Origin of the sequence: Helicobacter labetoulli, assembly GCF_003670275.1 — a bacterium.
In the GTDB taxonomy this organism is placed as follows: domain Bacteria; phylum Campylobacterota; class Campylobacteria; order Campylobacterales; family Helicobacteraceae; genus Helicobacter_C; species Helicobacter_C labetoulli.
This window is the reverse complement of sequence record NZ_QXJF01000001.1, coordinates 24017-42483: the sequence shown is the minus strand read 5'-3', so window position 1 is coordinate 42483 and position 18467 is coordinate 24017. Positions and strand designations below refer to the sequence as shown.

The following is an 18467-nucleotide window of genomic DNA, read 5'->3' as shown; positions in this document are numbered from 1 at the left end:
ATGGCAAAGCTTTGGGGAGGGCGATTTGAGTTAGAATCTAGCTCACTTTTAGAGGAATTTAACGCTTCTATTTTGTTTGATAAGATTTTGTGGCGTGAGGATATACAAGGCTCAAAAGCCCACGCTCAAATGCTTGAAAAAATCGGTGTTTTAAATAAAAATGAACTAGCACAGATTTTACAAGGGCTTGAATCTATCGCACAGGAAATAGAATCTGGTGATTTTAGCTTTAAGATAAGCGATGAAGACATACATATGGCAATAGAATCTGCCCTAACAAAGCATATCGGTGAAGTGGGCAAGAAACTTCACACCGCAAGATCTCGTAATGATCAAGTGGCGGTGGATTTTCGGCTATTTGTGCTAAGGAATAATAAAGAGATTCAAATTCTACTTTTAGAGTTGATGGAAACACTTTTAGATATTGCCAAAGCCCATACACAAAGCATTATGCCCGGAATGACACATTTGCAACACGCCCAACCCATTAACTTTGGCTTTCATCTCGTAGCGTGGGCGTGTAACTTTAAGCGAGATGTGGAGCGTTTGGAAGATGATTTTAAACGCAATAATCTCTGCCCTCTTGGAAGCGGGGCATTGGCTGGGACACCTTATGGTAATGATAGGGAATTTTTAGCTCAAACGCTTGGCTTTGCAAAGCCTACGCTTAATGCAATGGATTCAGTAAGTGATAGGGACTTTGCCTTGGATATGCTTTATAGCCTATCAATGATTGCTATGCACCTATCGCGTGTGGCTGAAGAGCTGGTGCTATGGAGCAGTGCGGAGTTTAAGTTTATATCCCTAAGCGATGCGTATGCGACAGGAAGCTCCATTATGCCCCAAAAGAAAAATCCCGATGTGCCTGAACTCCTGCGTGGGAAAAGTGGGCGAGTGTATGGATCACTCATAGGACTGCTTAGCGTGATGAAAGGTTTGCCTTTTGCCTACAATAAGGACACGCAAGAAGATAAAGAGGGCGTGTTTGATGCGATTAAAAATGTAAAAATTTCTTTGCGAATTGCTAAGGAGTGCATTCAAACTATGACAATCCATACAGAAAATATGGCAAAAATGGCAAAATGCGGACATTTGAGTGCGACTGATTTGGCGGATTTTTTGGTGCGTGAATGTGGCGTAGCATTTAGAGACGCACATCATATCACAGGGCAGGTTGTAGCGTATGCGGAGCATAAGGGCGTGGATATAAGTGAGTTAGCTGAATCTGAAATTTTAAGTATAGATTCTAGGATAAAGGCGGGGGTAAAGGCAGTGCTAAGTTTAGAATCTTCTATGAACGCAAGAGACACACTAGGCGGGACTTCAAGCAGACAAACGCAGGTTCAAATTGATGAACTTATTGGCTTTGTAACACAAAAAATGAATGATGTAAAGGAAAGTAATGAGTAAGCAGAATCCACACGACTCAATCACAAAAGAAACATTGCATAAACAAGAAAAGATTGTCAATATGTTTGATGAGATTGCCCCAAGCTACGATAAGGCAAATCGTATGATGAGCTTAGGCGTTGATGTGAGTTGGCGTGTGAGTGCGTGTAAGAAGGCATTTGAGGCTTTGGGGAAAGAACATATTGAATGTGTGCTTGATGTGGCTTGTGGGACGGGCGATATGCTTTGGCATTGGCAAAATGAAGCCAACAAGGCACAAAAGCATATTGCACATTTGCGTGGGATAGACCCATCAAGTGGTATGCTTGAAGTGGCGCATCAAAAGCTTGCTGCATTGCTGGAAGAGGGGAGGCTTACCTTACAAGAGGGTGAGGCAAAGGCACTTGATATTCAGTCTCAAAGTGTGGATATTCTCTCCATTGCTTATGGATTGCGTAATGTTGTGGCACTTGAAGAGGCATTAGATGAGTTTGTGCGTGTATTAAAGCCCGGTGGCGTTATTGTTATTTTGGAATTTATGAACAATAAGAAGAGGGGAGTGTTTAGCTCTCTTATGCGGTTTTATACTTCTAAGATTCTGCCTTTAGTGGGTGGGCTTGTGTCAAAAAACTATGCAGCATATAAATATTTGCCAGATTCTATACAAAATTTTGTAAGTAGCGATGAGCTGGCACAAAAACTTTCACAAAGGGGCGTGAAGAGTTATTTTGTTAAATCATATAGTGCGAATATTTCCACGCTATATGTGGGTGTGAAGCTTTAACACAAAGCTTTAAGATATGAATATTAATACTCTAGAATCTTGCATAAAGCTTAGTAGAGTGTGGCAAAACTTCCCATCTTTATAGTGTAAATATGTAAAAAAGTGATTTTAGTAACAAAGTTATTTTTTATTTTACTTTTTTTGAATACTCATTTACAAAAATGTCCTAACATAAAGAGAACTTCAAAGGTAGGTTTAATACATAATAATCCCCTAACGCACAAAAGCATTTAAGCTTATATAAGCCTAGCCCAAAGCGTAAGTATGAGGAAGGAGCAAGGGAATGAGTGAGGATTCAGAAGTAGTTTTGGTTGGTGGAGGGATTATGAGCTTGACATTAGCAGCGATGCTAAAGGAGCTTAAACCCTCAGCACATATCAGTGTATATGAGATGCTTGATGATGTTGCGTTGGAAAGCAGCATGGTATGGAACAACGCCGGGACAGGACATCAGGCACTTTGTGAGTTAAACTACACACCAAAAAAAGAAGATGGTAGTATTGATATTACAAAGGCAGTTAGGATTAATCAGCAATATGAGCTTAGCAAGGAGTTTTGGGCGTATTGTGTAAAATCTGGAATTTTAAAGGAGCCACAGACTTTTTTAAATTCAGTGCCGCATTTGAGCTTTGTGGTGGATCATATCGTGCCATATTTGAAGCAACGCTATGAAACACTCACGGCAAGTTGTCCGCTTTTTAAAAATATGGTTTATTCTGAAGATAAAGAGCAGATTAAGCAATGGGCTCCACTCTTGCTTGAAGGGCGAGATGAGAATCAACCCATAGCTGCGACATATATGCAGGAAGGCACAGATGTGGATTTTGGCGAGATTGTAAGGCAGTTTAAAGAAAAGCTTAGCCAAAAAGATAACTTTAATGTATATGTCAGCCACAAGGTGCAGAATCTCACAAAACAAGGTGCTTCATGGGTTTTAGATGTGCTAAATACTAAGACTGGTGAAAAAAAGCAAGTCAAGGCAAAATTTGTATTTTTAGGTGCAGGTGGTGGTTCTTTTCCATTATTGCAAAAAAGTGGCATACCAGAGGGTCGTGGCTATGGTGGATTCCCTGTTGGTGGTTTATGGCTTGTGTGCAAAAATCGTGATATTATTGATAAACATAATGCGAAAATATATGGTAAAGCATCTATTGGTGATCCGCCGATGTCTGTGCCGCATTTGGATACGCGTATTATTAAGGGTAAAAAAGAGTTGCTTTTTGGTCCTTATGCGGGGTTTAATACAAAATTCTTAAAACACGGAAGTTTGCTTGACCTTCCTATGTCAGTGCGTTTTAGTAACTTTTTGCCGATGTTTCAAGCGGGTATTGACAATGTGCCTTTGACAATTTATCTCATTAAACAGATTTTAATGTCAAATAAGCAGCGAATGCGTAAGCTACACATATTTTTTCCCGATGCGAAGATTGAAGATTGGGAGGCATTATTTGCTGGGCAAAGGGTGCAGATTATTAAAAAAGATAGTAATGGCAGGGGAAGTTTGCAATTTGGCACAGAGGTCATTACTTCAAGTGATGGGACATTGGCAGCTCTGCTTGGTGCATCGCCGGGGGCTTCAACAGCTGTAGATATTATGCTACAAGTGCTTGAGCGTTGTTTTGGTGAAGAGATGAAAAGTAGTGCGTGGAAAGATAAACTTGCCGAGATGATTCCATCGTATAAGCGACCACTAGAAGAGAAAATTACTCATTTTAATGAGTGGCGTTCAAAAACAGCTCAGATTCTTAAAATGCCTTTTTGTGCGATATAAAGTTTGAGAGCATATTTTAATATTGGGATTTTACGCGGCTATGATTTTTAGATTCTAGGCTTTACAATCTAAATCCTAGTGCCTTTTGGTGCAAGTGTTTGTCTGTTTAGAGTTGCTGTATATAATTCTCATTTACTTTTGATTATGGGGAAAAGAATGAAAATCCTTGATACGCATACTTGTGAGTTTGATAAAGAATTTGCAAAGATTCTAGAGCGTGGCAAGATGGATATGGGAGAGGTTTCATCTATCGTGCAGAGTATCCTTGAAGAGATAAAAAATGAAGGTTTTGGAGCTTTGCAAAGGCATATCGCTCGTTTTGATAAGTGGGAAGCAAAAAGTTTGCAGGATTTGCAAATCTCTCAAACGCAGTGTGCCAAAGCCTATGATGATTTGCCAAAAGATTTAAAAAAAGCTCTTCATCTTGCCTATGATAGAATCTATGCATTTCATCAAAAACAAAAACAACAAACTTGGATTGATTGTGAAGAAAATGGCACAATTCTTGGCTCTAAAATCACGCCTATGGAACGCGCTGGGCTATATATTCCGGGTGGTAAAGCCGCCTATCCTAGCTCACTTTTGATGAATGCAATTCCTGCTATTGTCGCAGGTGTCAAGGAGATTATCGTTTGTTCCCCCGCTCCACATAATGAGCTAAATCCCTTGCTACTTGCAGCTTTACATTTGTGTAACATTACAGAGGCATATAAAGTTGGCGGGGCAAGTGCTATTGGGCTTATGGCGTATGGTGTTGAGGGTGTAAAAAAGGCAGATGTTATCACAGGTCCGGGCAATATTTTTGTCGCTTGTGCGAAAAAACTTGTTTTTGGTGAAGTCAATATTGATATGGTGGCAGGTCCTAGCGAAATTGCCATTATTGCTGATAAAAGTGCAAATCCGCAGTATGTCGCTTATGACTTACTCTCTCAAGCTGAACACGATGAAATGGCAAGCTCCATTCTCATAAGCGATGATATGGAGCTTATCAAAAATGTGCAGACAAAGATTGAAAAGATTCTCCCCACAATGCCGCGTTTTGCTATCTCGGAGCAAAGCATTAAAAATCGCTCCATATTCATCTATACACGCCATTTACAAGAAAGTATAGAGATAGCAAATGCGTTAGCTGTGGAACATTTGGAGATTCTCACTCAAGCTCCATTTGATGTATTGCCCTATATCAAGCACGCTGGAGCGATATTTTTAGGAGAGTATTCAAGTGAGCCTATTGGAGATTATCTCGCTGGTCCCAATCACACGCTGCCAACAGGAGGAAGTGCAAGATTCTTTTCTCCCCTTGGAGTGGAGCATTTTACAAAAAGAAGTTCTATTATTTCTTTCTCCGCACAAGCTATTAGGCAAATGGGTGAATCTTGTGCTATTTTAGCGGAGTGTGAATCTCTTCACGCTCACGCACAAGCAGTCTTAAAAAGACTAGATTCTATAAAGGAGTAGGGTAGAATGGAAGATGCGTTTTTTGAGGGGAGTGTATTACAAAAATGGCAAGAGATTATTTGCAATGCTTCACCTACTTTAGTTGGGTTGGAACTAGAGCGATTGTTAGAACGCTTAGTGGTGTATGAGGCACTTTTAGAACAAAAAGATATAGATGTGGATAAGGCTTTTAAGGCGTATTATTTTGATGAAGCAAATAAGGAAGAGATAGAGAGTGGGAAGCAGAATCTTGCAATAACCTCTATGGCAAATATATTGGGAAATTATGAATAGAGCGAAGTTTTTATGTCTCTTGTATGCCCTATTTGTTGTGATACAAGCTTATGGGGCGATTCCACAATGGAGTTGGGAAAAGAGCCTTGAGCTTAAAAAAGAGCAGGTCTATACTGCACATTTTGATTTGGGCAATGTGCAAAAAAAGCTAGAGTTTCGCTGGACATTATTTAAAAATCAAGGACTTGTGCTGTATATCCGTTATGATAAGTTTAATCATCAAGTTGTGCTGTATCAGGACTATCAACGCAACGCCTTTAAGCTTCCCCTTAGTAGAGGGGACAATACGCTAAAAGATGACCCGCAACTACTCTTATATTTTAAAGATTTTGCTGATAAGAAAGCACATTTGAAGCTATATATCGAGGGGTTTGGCGTCTCTGTGCTTGATGAAAATCTCTCGCAAGGGGTGGATTGATGAGTTTGGAATTTGCATTAGAGCGGATTAAGGCACATATTGATATGTATATCAAAGAGTGCGGTAATGATGAAGTGCTAAATCTTAGCTCCCATCTTAGCCAAGGTAAGATGCTAAGAAGCAAGCTTTTACTTGCTATTAGTGGTGTGAGTGAAGATGCCTTAAGGGTATGTGCGATGATTGAGATGATTCAAAGTGCATCTCTTTTGCACGATGATGTGATTGATGAGGCACAAACACGGCGTCAAAAGCCATCAATCAACGCTCTTTTTGGAAATAAAAACGCCATTATGTTGGGCGATGTGCTGTATTCTAAGGCATTTTATGAATTAAGTTGTCTTGATGTGCGATTAGCCCAAAGTGTGTCTTCAGCGGTGGTGAGACTATCCATTGGCGAGATTGAAGATGTTTCACTTGCTTCAAGATTCCATATTGATAAACAAGCCTATATTAAAATGTGTGCGAATAAAACTGCTGCTCTTATTGTCGCTGCAGCAGAGTGTGGAGCAATACTCAAAGGGCTAAATAAAAATATATACAGAATCTATGGTGAAAATCTTGGCATAGCTTTTCAAATTATTGATGATATTTTGGACTTTACACAGGATTCAAAAACACTTGGCAAGCCCGCAATGAGTGATTTTAAAGAAGGTAAGATAACCCTACCCCTTATGCTTATGTATGAAAAGCTAGATGAAAATGGGCGTGAGCATATCCGTAATCTTTGGGCAAAGGAGCTAAGCGAGGAAGAGGAGGTTTGGATAAGAGTGCAAATGCAAAAGCACAATATCATTTCCCAAAGTATAGATGAAGCAAAAATATTTGCCAACAAAGCCCTTATGGCTGTGGCTAATGAAAATAATGCAAAATTACAAGAAATTATCACGCAGATGGTTGAGCGGACATTTTAGAGGTGGATATGCAAAGACAAGAAGAACAAACTCAATATATGGTGGTAAGCTTTTCACATAAGAATACAGATATTGCTATGCGTGAAAAGCTAAATATCACTCAAACCCAAATACTTCCTTTTTTGCAAGAGATTAATGAAAATGAAAGCATAAGCGAGAGTATTTTGCTTTGCACTTGTAATCGTATTGAAATTTATGTAAGTATGTATAATAGAAAAATAGCAAGAACGCACATATACGACACTTTAGCAAAATACACAGGCTTAGATTCTACACTCATAGAGCAAAATGCCATTGTGCGTTTAAATGAGTATGCGATTTATCATATTTTTGGTGTGGCTTCAAGTCTTGATAGCCTTGTGGTAGGTGAGACACAAATCACAGGACAGCTTAAAAATGCCTATAAAATTGCTTTTGATAGTGGGCTGTGTGGTAGGGATATGACGCGTTTAATGCATTTTGCTTTTAAGTGTGCAGCAAGTGTGCGACAAAAAACTGATATTTCAGCCCATAGCATCTCGGTAGCCTCCACAGCGGTGCGTATGGCAGAGCATAAGCTTAAGCAAATTGGACAGAATCTTAGCTCCATTCACGCATTGGTTATAGGTAGTGGAGAAATGGGACGCCTTGCGTGCAAGCATTTGCTTAATGCTGGAGCAAAAATTACCCTTCTTTCCCGCACAAAGCATAACGCCCATAGCCTTGCTAAAGAGCTGGATTCTCAAAATGTAAATATAGAATCTTTTGAAAAACTCCCTCAAATTTTAAATGATTTTACTTTGCTTTTTAGTGCGACAAGTGCAGAAGAGTGTATTATTAAGGCAAATATGGTGAAGCCTAGTCAAGTCAAGCGTATGTGGTTTGACCTAGCCTTGCCTCGCGATATAGAATCTATGAGCGTTGCGGATTTAGAAATTTTTTGTGTTGATGATTTGCAGGAGATTATCAATGAGCATAAAAATGTGCGTGATGAGAGTGCCAAAGAGGCACATAAGATTCTAGAATCTTATACGAGAGATTTTTTTACTTGGTTGCAGACTTTGAGTGTTGAGCCGGTGATAAAGCATATCCGTTATTTGGCTAAAGAAGCTTCACTCAAAGAGCTTGATAGGGCGATTAAGAAAGGGTTTTTACCAGAAAAGTATCGTCAAAATGTAGAGAAGATTCTCCACGGGGCATTTAATAGCTTTTTACATAATCCCACAATGAGGCTACGACAAGCAAGTGAGAGCCATCAAGGAGATCCTATCATTGAAGCAATGAAGAGTATGTTTGATATTGGCGATGAAATTGTTATGCTAAATAACTATAAATGCGAAAAAGACACCACCATTGTAAAGGAAGATATATGAGATTTTCACAGCTTTTTGTTAATACCCTAAAAGATGCCCCAAAAGACGCGGTGCTAAAAAGTCATCAATATCTTATGCGGGGTGGATTTATCCAGCAAGTTGGCAGTGGGATTTATAACTTTTTGCCGCTTGGAAAGAAGCTCCTTGATAAAGTGCGTTATATCATCAAAGAAGAGATGGATAAAACCGGTGCACAAGAGATTCTAATGGGTTTTGTTACTCCTGCGGATTTGTGGCGTGAATCTGGGCGATATGAGAAATATGGGCGAGAGCTTTTGCGTTTTGTGGATAGGAAGGATAATGAGTTTGTGCTAGGACCTACACACGAAGAAGTGGTAACTTTTATCGCTAAAAATGGTGTGAAAAGCTATAAGCAACTCCCCATTCATCTCTATCAGATTCACACAAAATTCCGCGATGAAGTGCGTCCTCGTTTTGGGCTTATGCGTGGGCGTGAATTTATTATGAAGGACGGATATAGTTTTCATAGTAGCTTTGAGGACTTAGATAGAGAGTTTGATGTAATGGAACAAACTTATAAAAAAATCTTAGAACGCATAGGTGTGGATTTTAAAATCGTGGAGGCGGATTCTGGAGCGATTGGCGGAAGTGGAAGCAAGGAATTTATGGTATTGGCTCCTTGCGGGGAAGATACGATTGTTGTGTGTAAAAACTGCGAGTATGGTGCAAATGTTGAGATAGGCTCAAGGGCGTTGCGAGTTTCCCCGCGTCCAAATGAGCTACGATATGATAAGAATCCACCAAAGGCGGAGTTTGCAAGATTCTATACACCAAATATTAAAAGCATAGAATCTCTAAGCGAGTTTTTCAAAGTGGATAGATTCTATCTCTTAAAGGCGGTTGTGAAAAAGGCAATAAGGGCTAATGGGAGCTTTGAGCTTGTGTATGGCTTTGTGCGAGGTGATGATGAGATTGAAGAGACAAAACTGCTTAATACCATTAATCGCGTGGATAGCTCTTTTTTAAGCCTAGAAGATGCGGAGTTAGAGGAGATGACACAAGTGGGCTTAGAGGCTGGATTCATAGGACCTTATGGCTTGGGGCATATAACACAAAGTCAATACATTTATTTTGATGAGAGTTTGAGAGAGGCTCAAGGGCTGATTTGTGGAGCCAATGAAAAAGATTATCATTTTGTCGGTGTGGATTTAGACACATTTGAGAATCTTAACTTTGTGGATATTGCTAAAGCACAAGAGGGAGATTTATGTCCAAAATGTCAAGGTGAGCTGTATTACACAAAAGGCATTGAAGTGGGGCATATTTTTAAACTTGGCACAAAGTATTCTCACGCAATGAATGCACAATTTTTAGATAAAGATGGCAAGATTCAGGATTTGATTATGGGGTGTTATGGCTTTGGTGTATCTAGAATCTTACCGGCAATTTTAGAGCAAAAAAGCGATGAGCTTGGCTGTGTGTGGGGAAAAGAGGTCAAGCTCTTTGATTTAGCCATTATCATTTCAAATGTTAAAGACAATACGCAAAATGAGTTTGCTACAAAAATCTATGAAGAGTGCAAGGCTAGGGGTATAGATGTGCTACTTGATGATAGAGATGAGCGGTTTGGAGTGAAGATGAAGGATTTTGAGCTACTTGGGTTTTCATTTGCATTGATTGTGGGAAAAGGGCTAAATGATGGGCGAGTAGAGCTTATCAAGCGTAAGGGATTAGAGAAGTTTGAGCTTCAATGTGATGAAAATACACTTGAAAATCTGCTTGGGATTCTAGGGCGGAATAGCTAAAGGGGTAAAAATGCAAAATGTTGCGGAGAAAAAACTTATCATTGGCACACGCGGGAGTGCATTGGCTCTATGGCAAGCAGAATATGTCAAATCTCGCTTGAAAAATGAGTGTGGGCTAGATTCAGAATTTAAGATTATCAAAACGCAAGGTGATAAGATTCTTGATGTGCCATTGGCAAAAATCGGTGGCAAGGGGCTTTTCACAAAGGAGCTAGAACAAAAGCTTTTGGATAAAGAGATTGATTTAGCCGTGCATAGTTTAAAAGATGTGCCTGTGGAGATTATGCCTTTGCTTGATTTGGCGGCAATTACAGAGCGTGAGGACTGCAGGGATTGTTTTTTGAGTATGAAATATGAGAGTTTAGAATCTTTGCCACAAGGTGCGAGAGTGGGGACGACTTCACTTCGCCGCTCTATGCAGATTAAAGCCTTTCGTGCGGATTTAGATACGCTAAGTTTGCGTGGGAATATACAAACGCGTTTAGAAAAGCTCAAAAATGGTGTGTTTGACGCGATTATTTTGGCACAAGCGGGTGTGAAGCGACTAGGCATTGATGTGAAAAAAAATGATATGGGGATTTGCCATATTGTGCCTTTAGATTTTATGATACCTGCTATGGGGCAGGGGGCTTTGGGTATTGAGATGAGAAAGGATAATGCATATTTTGAGATTGTCTCAAAGCTCACGCATAAAAAAAGTGCATTGTGCGTGAGTGCGGAGCGGTCTTTTGTGCGTGTGCTTGAGGGTGGCTGTCAAGTGCCAATAGGCGTGCAAGGGGTGTATGATGGTGAGATTTTAAGGCTTAGGGCTATGGTTGGGCTACCAAATGGGCAAGAAATTTTGCAGGAGAGTTTGGAAGATTCTATGTTGGAAGATGAAATTGTCAGGGCAGAATCTCTTGGCAAAAATCTCGCACAAAGCTTTATTGCTAAAGGGGCTAAGGAGATTCTAACTCGTGCTAAAAATATGGCATTTGCGTGATTTTTATAGATTGTGAGAATCTAGAATCCTAAGTCTTGAAAGAGAACTCTTTTATGAAATGGTATCCCATAGTTTCTACCTGTGAAGTCATATCTTTCAAAAATAGAGCTTTGAAATGCTATGCAAAATATAAAAAATACAATGCCAAGGCAAAAGCCAAAGATGATTTTAAGACTTGAAAATAGCACGATAGACACATTGAGTTTAGGTGTATTGGCAGATAGCCCTGTGAAAGAAAATACAGCAACAAGAGCAAGGCATAGACCAAAAACAATAAGGTTATGTTGCAAAGTGGGAAAAAGTATAGGAAAAAATGCGGGGAGATTCACAACAAAAAGATAAAAACAAGGATAATCTCCTTGATACAAGCTCTAAAAAAGTGTGGTCAAAAAGTGGCATTTGTGTAATGAAATATCGGTAAGCTAAAATGCCAAGAATGCAGAGTGTCGCATAAAGCACAAAGAGAAAAGGCAGGAAAAAGATTCTTCTTTTGTTTTTTATGCTGTTATGAGAATCCACTCCATTCCCTTATATTTTCTGTGTTAGATTCTAAGTTTAGCCTTTAAGGCGGATATGAAGTTCTCTTAGCTGCTCATCACTTACCGCACTTGGGGCAAGAGTGAGCGGACAGGTAGCCTTTTGCGTTTTTGGGAATGCTATCACATCGCGGATACTTTGTGTTTTGGCTAAAAGCATAATAAGCCTATCAAAACCTATGGCAATCCCCCCGTGAGGTGGTGCTCCAAAACTTAGGGCTTCAAGCAAGAATCCAAACTTATCTTGTGCTTCTTCTTGTGTAATGCCTAGCAGCTCAAAGACGCTTTTTTGAATACTATCTTTATGGATTCTAATGCTTCCACCGCCGAGTTCAATACCATTTAGCACCACATCATAGGCGATAGATTCTATCTCTTCAACATCATCTTTGTCTAAATCTTTTGGCATTGTGAAAGGGTGGTGCAGGGCTTTTACCTTGCCATCTTCTTTTTCAAACATTGGGAAATCCACCACCCACAAAAATTTACGCATATTCTCATCAATAAGATTCATATCCGCGGCAATTTTAAGTCTCAAACGCCCCATATAATCCCACACGACTTTTTTTGCTCCAGCACCAAAAAATATAATATCATTTGGCTTTGCTCCTACGCGTGAGATAAGCTCATTCATTGCAGATTCTGATATAAACTTGACAAGCGGACCTTTTAGCTCATTTTCTTTAACTTGAATGTAAGCAAGTCCTTTAGCTCCAAATTTACGCACAAATTCTTCAGCTTCACCCAGACTTTTGCGTGTGAAAAAAGTATCCCCACCCTTAACACAAAGGGCTTTGAAGCGATTGTTTTTAGAATCTTTAGCGATATTTTTAAATATCTCATTACTTGAATCTAAGAACAAATCACCAACTTCCACAAGCGGCATTTCAAAGCGTAAATCCGGCTTATCGCTGCCATAAGATTCCATTGCTTGAGTATAGGGCATACGCATAAAAGGTATGGCGATTTGCTCTCCACAGGCTGCAAAAATATCTTGCAGTAATGTTTCAGCCATAGCAATAATGTCATTTTGCTCACAAAAGCTCATTTCAATGTCAATTTGAGTAAATTCAGGCTGTCTATCTGCCCGCAAATCCTCGTCTCTAAAGCACTTAGCTATTTGAAAATATTTATCAAAGCCGCTCATCATAAGGAGTTGCTTAAAAAGCTGTGGGCTTTGAGGCAGGGCGTAAAACTCACCAGAATGAACGCGAGAAGGCACGAGATAATCCCTTGCCCCTTCAGGTGTGGCTTTTGTGAGAATGGGTGTTTCCACTTCAAGAAAGCCCATTTTTTGCAAACTATTTCTTGCTGCAATTGCCGCATCGGAGCGGATTTTAAAAATATTATACGCTTTGGGTGAACGCAAGTCTAAATAACGATATTTGAGCCTTAGTTCTTCATTCACACTTTCATCGCCGATGGCAATTGGAGGGGTTGGAGATTTATTTTCAATCACTAGGCTTTCAAGCACAATTTCAATCATACCCGTTTTTAATTTTGGGTTTTCTAATCCATCACCACGAGCACGGATTTTACCTTTTGCTAAAAGCACATATTCATCACGCACACTTGAAGCAATGCTATGAGCCTGACTATTCGGGTCGCACACAAGCTGGATAATCCCGCTTTTATCACGCAAGTCAATAAAAATTACGCCGCCGTGGTCGCGGTAAGTATTACACCAACCGCATACTTGAACTTCTTTACCAATATCTTCTTTGCCTAATTCTGTGCACAAATGAGTTCTTAACATTTTTTACCTTTAAAATTATGAAGTTATAAAATAGAATCTAAAAATCAAGCCCTACGAGAATCTGACGCAATGCTTGTTCAATCTCAGTAGGGTTAGATTTGCTAATAAATCCATCAGCCTTTAGTCGTTCCGCCATTTGATGATTGCTATCACTACTCATTGATGAGTTGATAATCACGGGGATATGGCAAGTCGCAGGGGTTTCTTTGATACGCTTTAGCACTTCAAAGCCAGAGACAACAGGCATCTCTAAATCCGTAATGATAGCACCGATATTTGCCACCACTCCGGGGTTATGAATATAATCAAGCAAAGCCTTGCCATTAGGAAAGCTAAAATATTTTAACTCAAGCTTTTCTATGATTTTCTGCAAGGATTTTGCAGCTGATTTAGAATCTTCAGCCAAAAGTATGATTTTATCACTTGAAATACTTTGCAAATCATTAATCTCAAGCTCATTTGCGGCATTACCCGCAGGGAAGGCTTCTATAAGCATTCTCTCCACATCAAGAATCTGTATCACAGAGCCATCATCATATTTTGTTGTCGCAGTAATCTTTGAATCTCCATCAATGCCAAACTCCGAGCCGACATTAATATCATTCCAACTTTTATGGATAATGCGTTTCACACCCATAATCTTAAGCCCAACGGTATTATTTGAAAAGCTACAAATAATCACAAGGCTTTTTTCTGTATTAAGCGAATATTCTCGCAAATCTCTATAGGGATTATCCTTGCTATAATAGAGCCATCGTCGCATATCTACAAGCGGTATCGTCTCATCACGCACGGTAAGATAGCCTAGGATAATGCCACTATTATCCCCAGCAGTTTCTGTAAGCTCGTTGTCATAATAAATAATCTCGCGGATTTTAAATACATTCATCGCATAAAGCTGATTTGTGCCATCTTTTTCCTCTTCAAGTGTGAAGCATAAAAACTGCACTTCATTATTAAGGTGTAACGAAGTGGTTTTGTCAATCGCATTTTGTCCCTGTGTCAAACCCTGCCTCCAAAATTTAGTATTTTCAAAACTTAGTATTTGAGTGAAAGTGTTATAATTCTACCTCAAAATACATAAAATAGCATTAAAACCCATTAAACTTAGAATCTAAAGGGACGCCTATGACACATCAAGAATACAATACACATATTCAAACACTCACAAAAATGGCATATCATTATTATGTGCTTGATGACCCAATCGCCACTGATAGCCAATATGATGAGCTATATCATCAAGTCTTAAACTTTGAAAAGCAAAACCCAACACTTATTAGCCCAAAGTCCCCAACTCAACGCGTAGGCGACACGCCCTTAGAATCTTTTAGTAAAAATTCCCATATAGAGCGTATGTGGAGTTTAGAAGATGTCTTTGATGAAACGCAAATGCAAGAGTGGTGTGAGAGGATATATAAAAGCCACCCACAAGCGAGTTTTACTTGTTCGCCAAAATTTGATGGGGCAAGTCTCAACTTGTTGTATCGTGATGGAATCTTAGTGAGTGCAACTACAAGGGGCGATGGCATTATGGGTGAGCTTGTAACGAGCAATGCAAGGACGATTCAAAGCATTCCTTTAAGTATTGATTATAAAGGGGAGATTGAGATACGCGGTGAAGTGGTGATAGCTAAAGATGATTTTGAGCGTATCAATAATGAGCGATTGGAACAGAATCTTAGTCTTTTTGCTAATCCACGCAATGCTGCCGCTGGCAGCCTAAGGCAGCTAGATTCTAAAATCACAGCCAAACGCAAACTCCGCTTTATGCCTTGGGGGATTGGAGCGGGACTTGGTGAGTTTGGTAGCTTTTATGAAGCGTTGCAAAAAATTACAGAGTTCGGCTTTGCTCCTGTGCCTTTCCTTACACATTGTAGGGATAGCAAGGACATTTCACAGGTTTATAAAAACCTTTTATCAAAACGCGATGCTTATCCCATAATGCTTGATGGTATGGTGATAATGCTTGATGAGATAGAATCTCAGCAAAAACTCGGCTGGACGATTAAATCTCCGCGTTTTGCGTGTGCGTTTAAGTTTCCAGCTGTGGAGAAAAGCTCTAAGATTCTAGATATTACCTTGCAAGTGGGACGCACGGGCATTATCACGCCTGTGGCGGAACTAGAGCCTGTGGAGATTGAAGGGGCGATGATTGCTCGTGCGACACTGCATAATTTTAGCGAGATTGAACGCAAGGACATACGCATAAATGATGAAGTGATTATTATCCGCAGTGGTGATGTGATACCTAAGATTATAAAGCCTTTAAGTGCGTTGCGTGATGGCACACAAATCCCTATCACAAAGCCCACGCATTGCCCAGTGTGTAAGCAGGAGCTATTGATTGAAGAGATTTTTATCAAATGTCAAAATTTGAGCTGTGAAGCACGAGTGATAGAATCTATTATCCATTTTGCTTCAAAAAAAGCACTCAATATTGAAGGACTAGGCGAAAAGATTGTAATTCAGCTTTTTGAAAATGGCTTAATCCAAAGTATTTTAGATATTTATGCTTTAGAAGAATCTCAGCTTTTAGCCCTTGAGGGTTGGAAAGAAAAAAGGGCAAAAAATCTTATTTTAGCGATACAAAATACTATAGGTGTGGAGCTATGGCGTTTTATCAACGCACTTGGAATTGAGCATATAGGTGAGGGGGCGAGTAAGAGATTAGCTCAAAGCTTTGGCAGAGATACTTTTAGTGCGGATTTTCAGCAGATTCTAGGTCTTGATGGCTTTGGGGAAGAGATGGCGTATTCACTTGTGGAGTTTAACCACGCAAATAAAGAGCTAATCGCTAAATTGCTTGAGATTCTTAAGCCAAAGAGTGAGCAGATAAAATTTGATGAGAATCATATCTTTTATGGCAAAAGTATCGTGCTAACAGGCACATTGAATAAGCCACGAGATGAGGTTGTTGAAATGCTAGAATCTAAGGGAGCAAAGATAAGCTCAAGTGTCAGTAAGAAGACGGATTTTGTGATTTATGGAGAAAAGGCAGGGAGTAAGCTAGAGAAAGCACAGATTCTAGGAATTAGGACTTTGAGTGAGGAAGAGTTTATGGCGTGTATGCAGGAAAGTTAAGCTGAGATTCTAGGCGAAAGCATATTTATTTTTAGAGATTTTGGACTTAAAGCAGACTCGCAAGTGATTGATTGAGTTTTGCTAGAGATTCTAATTTACAAGTTTTTAAATTTACCACTTGCCTTAGAGAATCAGGCTTACCGGGACTTTTAGCACACTTTTTTTGATAATTTTAGAATGTGGGAGTATATCAGGTGTTGGCTCTAAGCCCCCAGCGTGTGTGTCTTCTGGAAAAAATATAGCCAAATCCCCACTACTTAAAAGAATCTGTGTGCGGTAAGGGGCATTTAAAGTTTCGTTGTTTGGGAGTGTATAGCAAGATTCTAGCATTCTATTTTGATTATTGCTAGAATCTTGCTGTGTTTGCGTTCCTTTGGTATTTGTATTACTTAAGCAAAGATTCTGTGGTAGGGTGTTTTCATACACGATTAAATCCCTAGCTTCATCATAAGGAATCTTCACATCAAAAGTGTCTTTATCGCCAATACACATATATTCATAACCGCTTACTACAAGTTGAAAGTCTAAATAGGCTTTGTGTGTTTCAAAAAATGCGTTTTTCATAGGCTTAAGATAATAGCTTTGCTCAATGGCTCTAATGCCGTATTCAAGGGGATAGCTCACTTCAATTCTATCTTGAGATTGTGGAATTTGAAGTGTTGAAATTCTTTTATGAATCTCACTTTGCGGATTGAGAGCTTGAGAGATATATTCTTTTACGACATTGAGCTGTGGGTAAGCTTTAAAAAACCACTCTAATGTCCTAGCTTGTGCGATAATTGCCATTTATAACTCCTTTTATAGATTGTGTAGATTCTAAACTCAAACAAATTTTTTAGCACTATTTTTAAAAATTGCTAGAAAATCAATGAAAATATCGTGCAGTATGAGAATATCATCTATTTTTACTCGCTCATTGATGGCGTGGATTCTATCATTTGGGACGCCAAGTTCTACCACTTTGACACCAAAAGCAGAGAAAAACCTCGCATCGCTTGTTCCACCACTTGTGCTAAGCTCCGCCTTTCTGCCTATCTTTGCTTCAATCACGGCATTGAGTGATTTTACAAGTTCTGTGTTGCTTTCAGTGATAAAGGGCAGGGAGCTTGTTTTGAGTGTCAGCGTATAGGGCAATGTGGCAAGAGTAGATTCTATATATGTGCGGATAGAATCTTCATCGCTTAAGGGAGAGTTCCTTACATTAAACATTATTTTAAGATTCTGTGGCGTTACATTCACGACCTCCATACCACCGCGAATATCGGTTATCACAAGTTTGCTCGGCTCAAAATAGCTATTGCCATTATCAAGATTCACTCCAGCCAAAAGCCCAAGTCTGCTCCCAAGCAATTCTATGGGATTAAGACATTTTTGCGGATAGGCGGCGTGCCCTTGTTTGCCTTCAATGATGAGTGTGCCATTAATGGAGCCGCGGCGACCGATTTTTAGCATATCGCCTGTGTGATGTGTGCTTGTAGGCTCGGCGACAATGCAGCAATGCGGAAGCAAATCGCGTTTTTGTAGCTCTTCTAGCATAATTTTTGTGCCATAAGTTCTTTCCCCTTCTTCATCGCTTGTAAGCAGGATAGAGAGCATACAATCTACAAGGCTTTGAGATTCTAAACTTTGGCAAATCGCACTCACAAAGGCACTTACACCGCCTTTCATATCCTGTGTTCCCCTGCCATAGATATATCCATCTACTTCTTTAGCAGAGAATGGTTCATACTGCCAATTTTCACCTGTGGGGACGACATCAATGTGTCCTGCGAAGCAAAAATGGGGCAATGTGCTTACATCGCTACCTTTTGGATAAAAGAGGTAGAAGAGGTTTTTTACCCCCTCATTTTCCTGCTCAATGACAATTTTTTCTAAAAGTGGCGATTGAATCTGCTCAAGCCTTGCTTTGATTATTGTGTAAATCCCACATTCTTTGGGCGTAACACTCGGTAATCTAATCAACTCTTTAAGTAAAGACACGGGCATA

At 39.6% G+C, this 18467-nt stretch carries 15 protein-coding genes; 11 read left to right on the top strand and 4 right to left on the bottom strand.

Annotated features, from left to right (window positions below):
• The 10 genes from argH to hemC all read left to right on the top strand — a co-directional run bounded on the left by argH (window position 1) and on the right by hemC (window position 11104).
• Window positions 1-1410, top strand: a complete 1410-nt coding sequence (gene argH, locus EBF12_RS00205; RefSeq protein WP_121725856.1) for an argininosuccinate lyase — start codon at window positions 1-3, stop codon at window positions 1408-1410.
• Entirely contained in the window at window positions 1403-2173 is a 771-nt protein-coding gene (gene ubiE / locus EBF12_RS00200) for a bifunctional demethylmenaquinone methyltransferase/2-methoxy-6-polyprenyl-1,4-benzoquinol methylase UbiE (RefSeq protein ID WP_121725855.1), read from the top strand. Before argH ends, ubiE begins: the two co-directional genes overlap by 8 nt.
• A gap of 283 nt (window positions 2174-2456) precedes the next feature.
• Window positions 2457-3944: a malate dehydrogenase (quinone) gene (gene mqo, locus EBF12_RS00195; RefSeq protein WP_121725854.1), complete on the top strand. Its 1488-nt coding sequence runs from the start codon at window positions 2457-2459 to the stop codon at window positions 3942-3944.
• Between the two features lie 156 nt (window positions 3945-4100).
• Window positions 4101-5402 carry a histidinol dehydrogenase gene (gene hisD, locus EBF12_RS00190; RefSeq protein ID WP_121725853.1) on the top strand — a complete coding sequence of 434 codons (1302 nt, stop codon included), beginning with the start codon at window positions 4101-4103 and terminating at the stop codon, window positions 5400-5402.
• A gap of 6 nt (window positions 5403-5408) precedes the next feature.
• Window positions 5409-5675: a DUF2018 family protein gene (locus tag EBF12_RS00185; protein WP_121725852.1), complete on the top strand. Its 267-nt coding sequence runs from the start codon at window positions 5409-5411 to the stop codon at window positions 5673-5675.
• Complete coding sequence (locus tag EBF12_RS00180) at window positions 5668-6093, top strand: hypothetical protein (protein WP_121725851.1); 426 nt, start codon at window positions 5668-5670, stop codon at window positions 6091-6093. The genes EBF12_RS00185 and EBF12_RS00180 overlap by 8 nt, the downstream gene beginning before the upstream one ends.
• The gene (locus EBF12_RS00175; protein WP_121725850.1) at window positions 6093-7004 is read left to right on the top strand and encodes a polyprenyl synthetase family protein; all 912 of its coding nucleotides are present in this window, start codon (window positions 6093-6095) and stop codon (window positions 7002-7004) included. Before EBF12_RS00180 ends, EBF12_RS00175 begins: the two co-directional genes overlap by 1 nt.
• 8 nt (window positions 7005-7012) lie before the next feature.
• Window positions 7013-8356, top strand: coding sequence for a glutamyl-tRNA reductase (hemA, locus tag EBF12_RS00170; protein WP_121725849.1), 1344 nt, complete (start codon window positions 7013-7015; stop codon window positions 8354-8356).
• Window positions 8353-10122: a proline--tRNA ligase gene (locus EBF12_RS00165; RefSeq protein WP_121725848.1), complete on the top strand. Its 1770-nt coding sequence runs from the start codon at window positions 8353-8355 to the stop codon at window positions 10120-10122. The genes hemA and EBF12_RS00165 overlap by 4 nt, the downstream gene beginning before the upstream one ends.
• Window positions 10123-10132: 10 nt before the next feature.
• Window positions 10133-11104, top strand: a complete 972-nt coding sequence (hemC, locus tag EBF12_RS00160; protein ID WP_121725847.1) for a hydroxymethylbilane synthase — start codon at window positions 10133-10135, stop codon at window positions 11102-11104.
• A gap of 555 nt (window positions 11105-11659) precedes the next feature.
• Here hemC and aspS read toward each other — a convergent pair.
• Together aspS and EBF12_RS00145 are read right to left on the bottom strand one after the other, a co-directional pair.
• Entirely contained in the window at window positions 11660-13396 is a 1737-nt protein-coding gene (gene aspS, locus EBF12_RS00150; protein WP_121725846.1) for an aspartate--tRNA ligase, read from the bottom strand.
• Window positions 13397-13433: 37 nt separating this feature from the next.
• A complete protein-coding gene (locus EBF12_RS00145) occupies window positions 13434-14402 on the bottom strand; it encodes a chemotaxis protein (protein WP_121725845.1) in 969 nt (322 codons plus the stop codon).
• Window positions 14403-14524: 122 nt separating this feature from the next.
• Here EBF12_RS00145 and ligA point away from each other — a divergent pair, with 122 nt between their 5' ends.
• Window positions 14525-16480 (top strand): NAD-dependent DNA ligase LigA, encoded by a 1956-nt coding sequence (gene ligA / locus EBF12_RS00140; RefSeq protein ID WP_121725844.1) that lies wholly within the window; start codon window positions 14525-14527, stop codon window positions 16478-16480.
• A 123-nt stretch (window positions 16481-16603) separates the two neighbouring features.
• Here ligA and EBF12_RS00135 read toward each other — a convergent pair whose 3' ends face one another.
• On the bottom strand, window positions 16604-17266 hold the full coding sequence (locus tag EBF12_RS00135; RefSeq protein WP_121725843.1) for a YhcH/YjgK/YiaL family protein: 663 nt from the start codon (window positions 17264-17266) through the stop codon (window positions 16604-16606).
• Between the two features lie 36 nt (window positions 17267-17302).
• A complete protein-coding gene (gene dapE / locus EBF12_RS00130; protein ID WP_121725842.1) occupies window positions 17303-18466 on the bottom strand; it encodes a succinyl-diaminopimelate desuccinylase in 1164 nt (387 codons plus the stop codon).
• Window position 18467: the final 1 nt, after the last annotated feature.

Excerpts from the sequence above, each read along its gene's own strand:
- aspS (WP_121725846.1), bottom strand. The coding sequence starts at position 13,396 with ATGTTAAGAACTCATTTGTGCACAGAATTAGGCAAAGAAGATATTGGT.
- EBF12_RS00165 (WP_121725848.1), top strand. The coding sequence starts at position 8,353 with ATGAGATTTTCACAGCTTTTTGTTAATACCCTAAAAGATGCCCCAAAA.
- hemA (WP_121725849.1), top strand. The coding sequence starts at position 7,013 with ATGCAAAGACAAGAAGAACAAACTCAATATATGGTGGTAAGCTTTTCA.
- EBF12_RS00180 (WP_121725851.1), top strand. The coding sequence starts at position 5,668 with ATGAATAGAGCGAAGTTTTTATGTCTCTTGTATGCCCTATTTGTTGTG.
- mqo (WP_121725854.1), top strand. The coding sequence starts at position 2,457 with ATGAGTGAGGATTCAGAAGTAGTTTTGGTTGGTGGAGGGATTATGAGC.
- hisD (WP_121725853.1), top strand. The coding sequence starts at position 4,101 with ATGAAAATCCTTGATACGCATACTTGTGAGTTTGATAAAGAATTTGCA.
- EBF12_RS00185 (WP_121725852.1), top strand. The coding sequence starts at position 5,409 with ATGGAAGATGCGTTTTTTGAGGGGAGTGTATTACAAAAATGGCAAGAG.
- EBF12_RS00175 (WP_121725850.1), top strand. The coding sequence starts at position 6,093 with ATGAGTTTGGAATTTGCATTAGAGCGGATTAAGGCACATATTGATATG.
- ligA (WP_121725844.1), top strand. The coding sequence starts at position 14,525 with ATGACACATCAAGAATACAATACACATATTCAAACACTCACAAAAATG.
- dapE (WP_121725842.1), bottom strand. The coding sequence starts at position 18,466 with ATGCCCGTGTCTTTACTTAAAGAGTTGATTAGATTACCGAGTGTTACG.
- argH (WP_121725856.1), top strand. The coding sequence starts at position 1 with ATGGCAAAGCTTTGGGGAGGGCGATTTGAGTTAGAATCTAGCTCACTT.
- ubiE (WP_121725855.1), top strand. The coding sequence starts at position 1,403 with ATGAGTAAGCAGAATCCACACGACTCAATCACAAAAGAAACATTGCAT.
- EBF12_RS00135 (WP_121725843.1), bottom strand. The coding sequence starts at position 17,266 with ATGGCAATTATCGCACAAGCTAGGACATTAGAGTGGTTTTTTAAAGCT.
- hemC (WP_121725847.1), top strand. The coding sequence starts at position 10,133 with ATGCAAAATGTTGCGGAGAAAAAACTTATCATTGGCACACGCGGGAGT.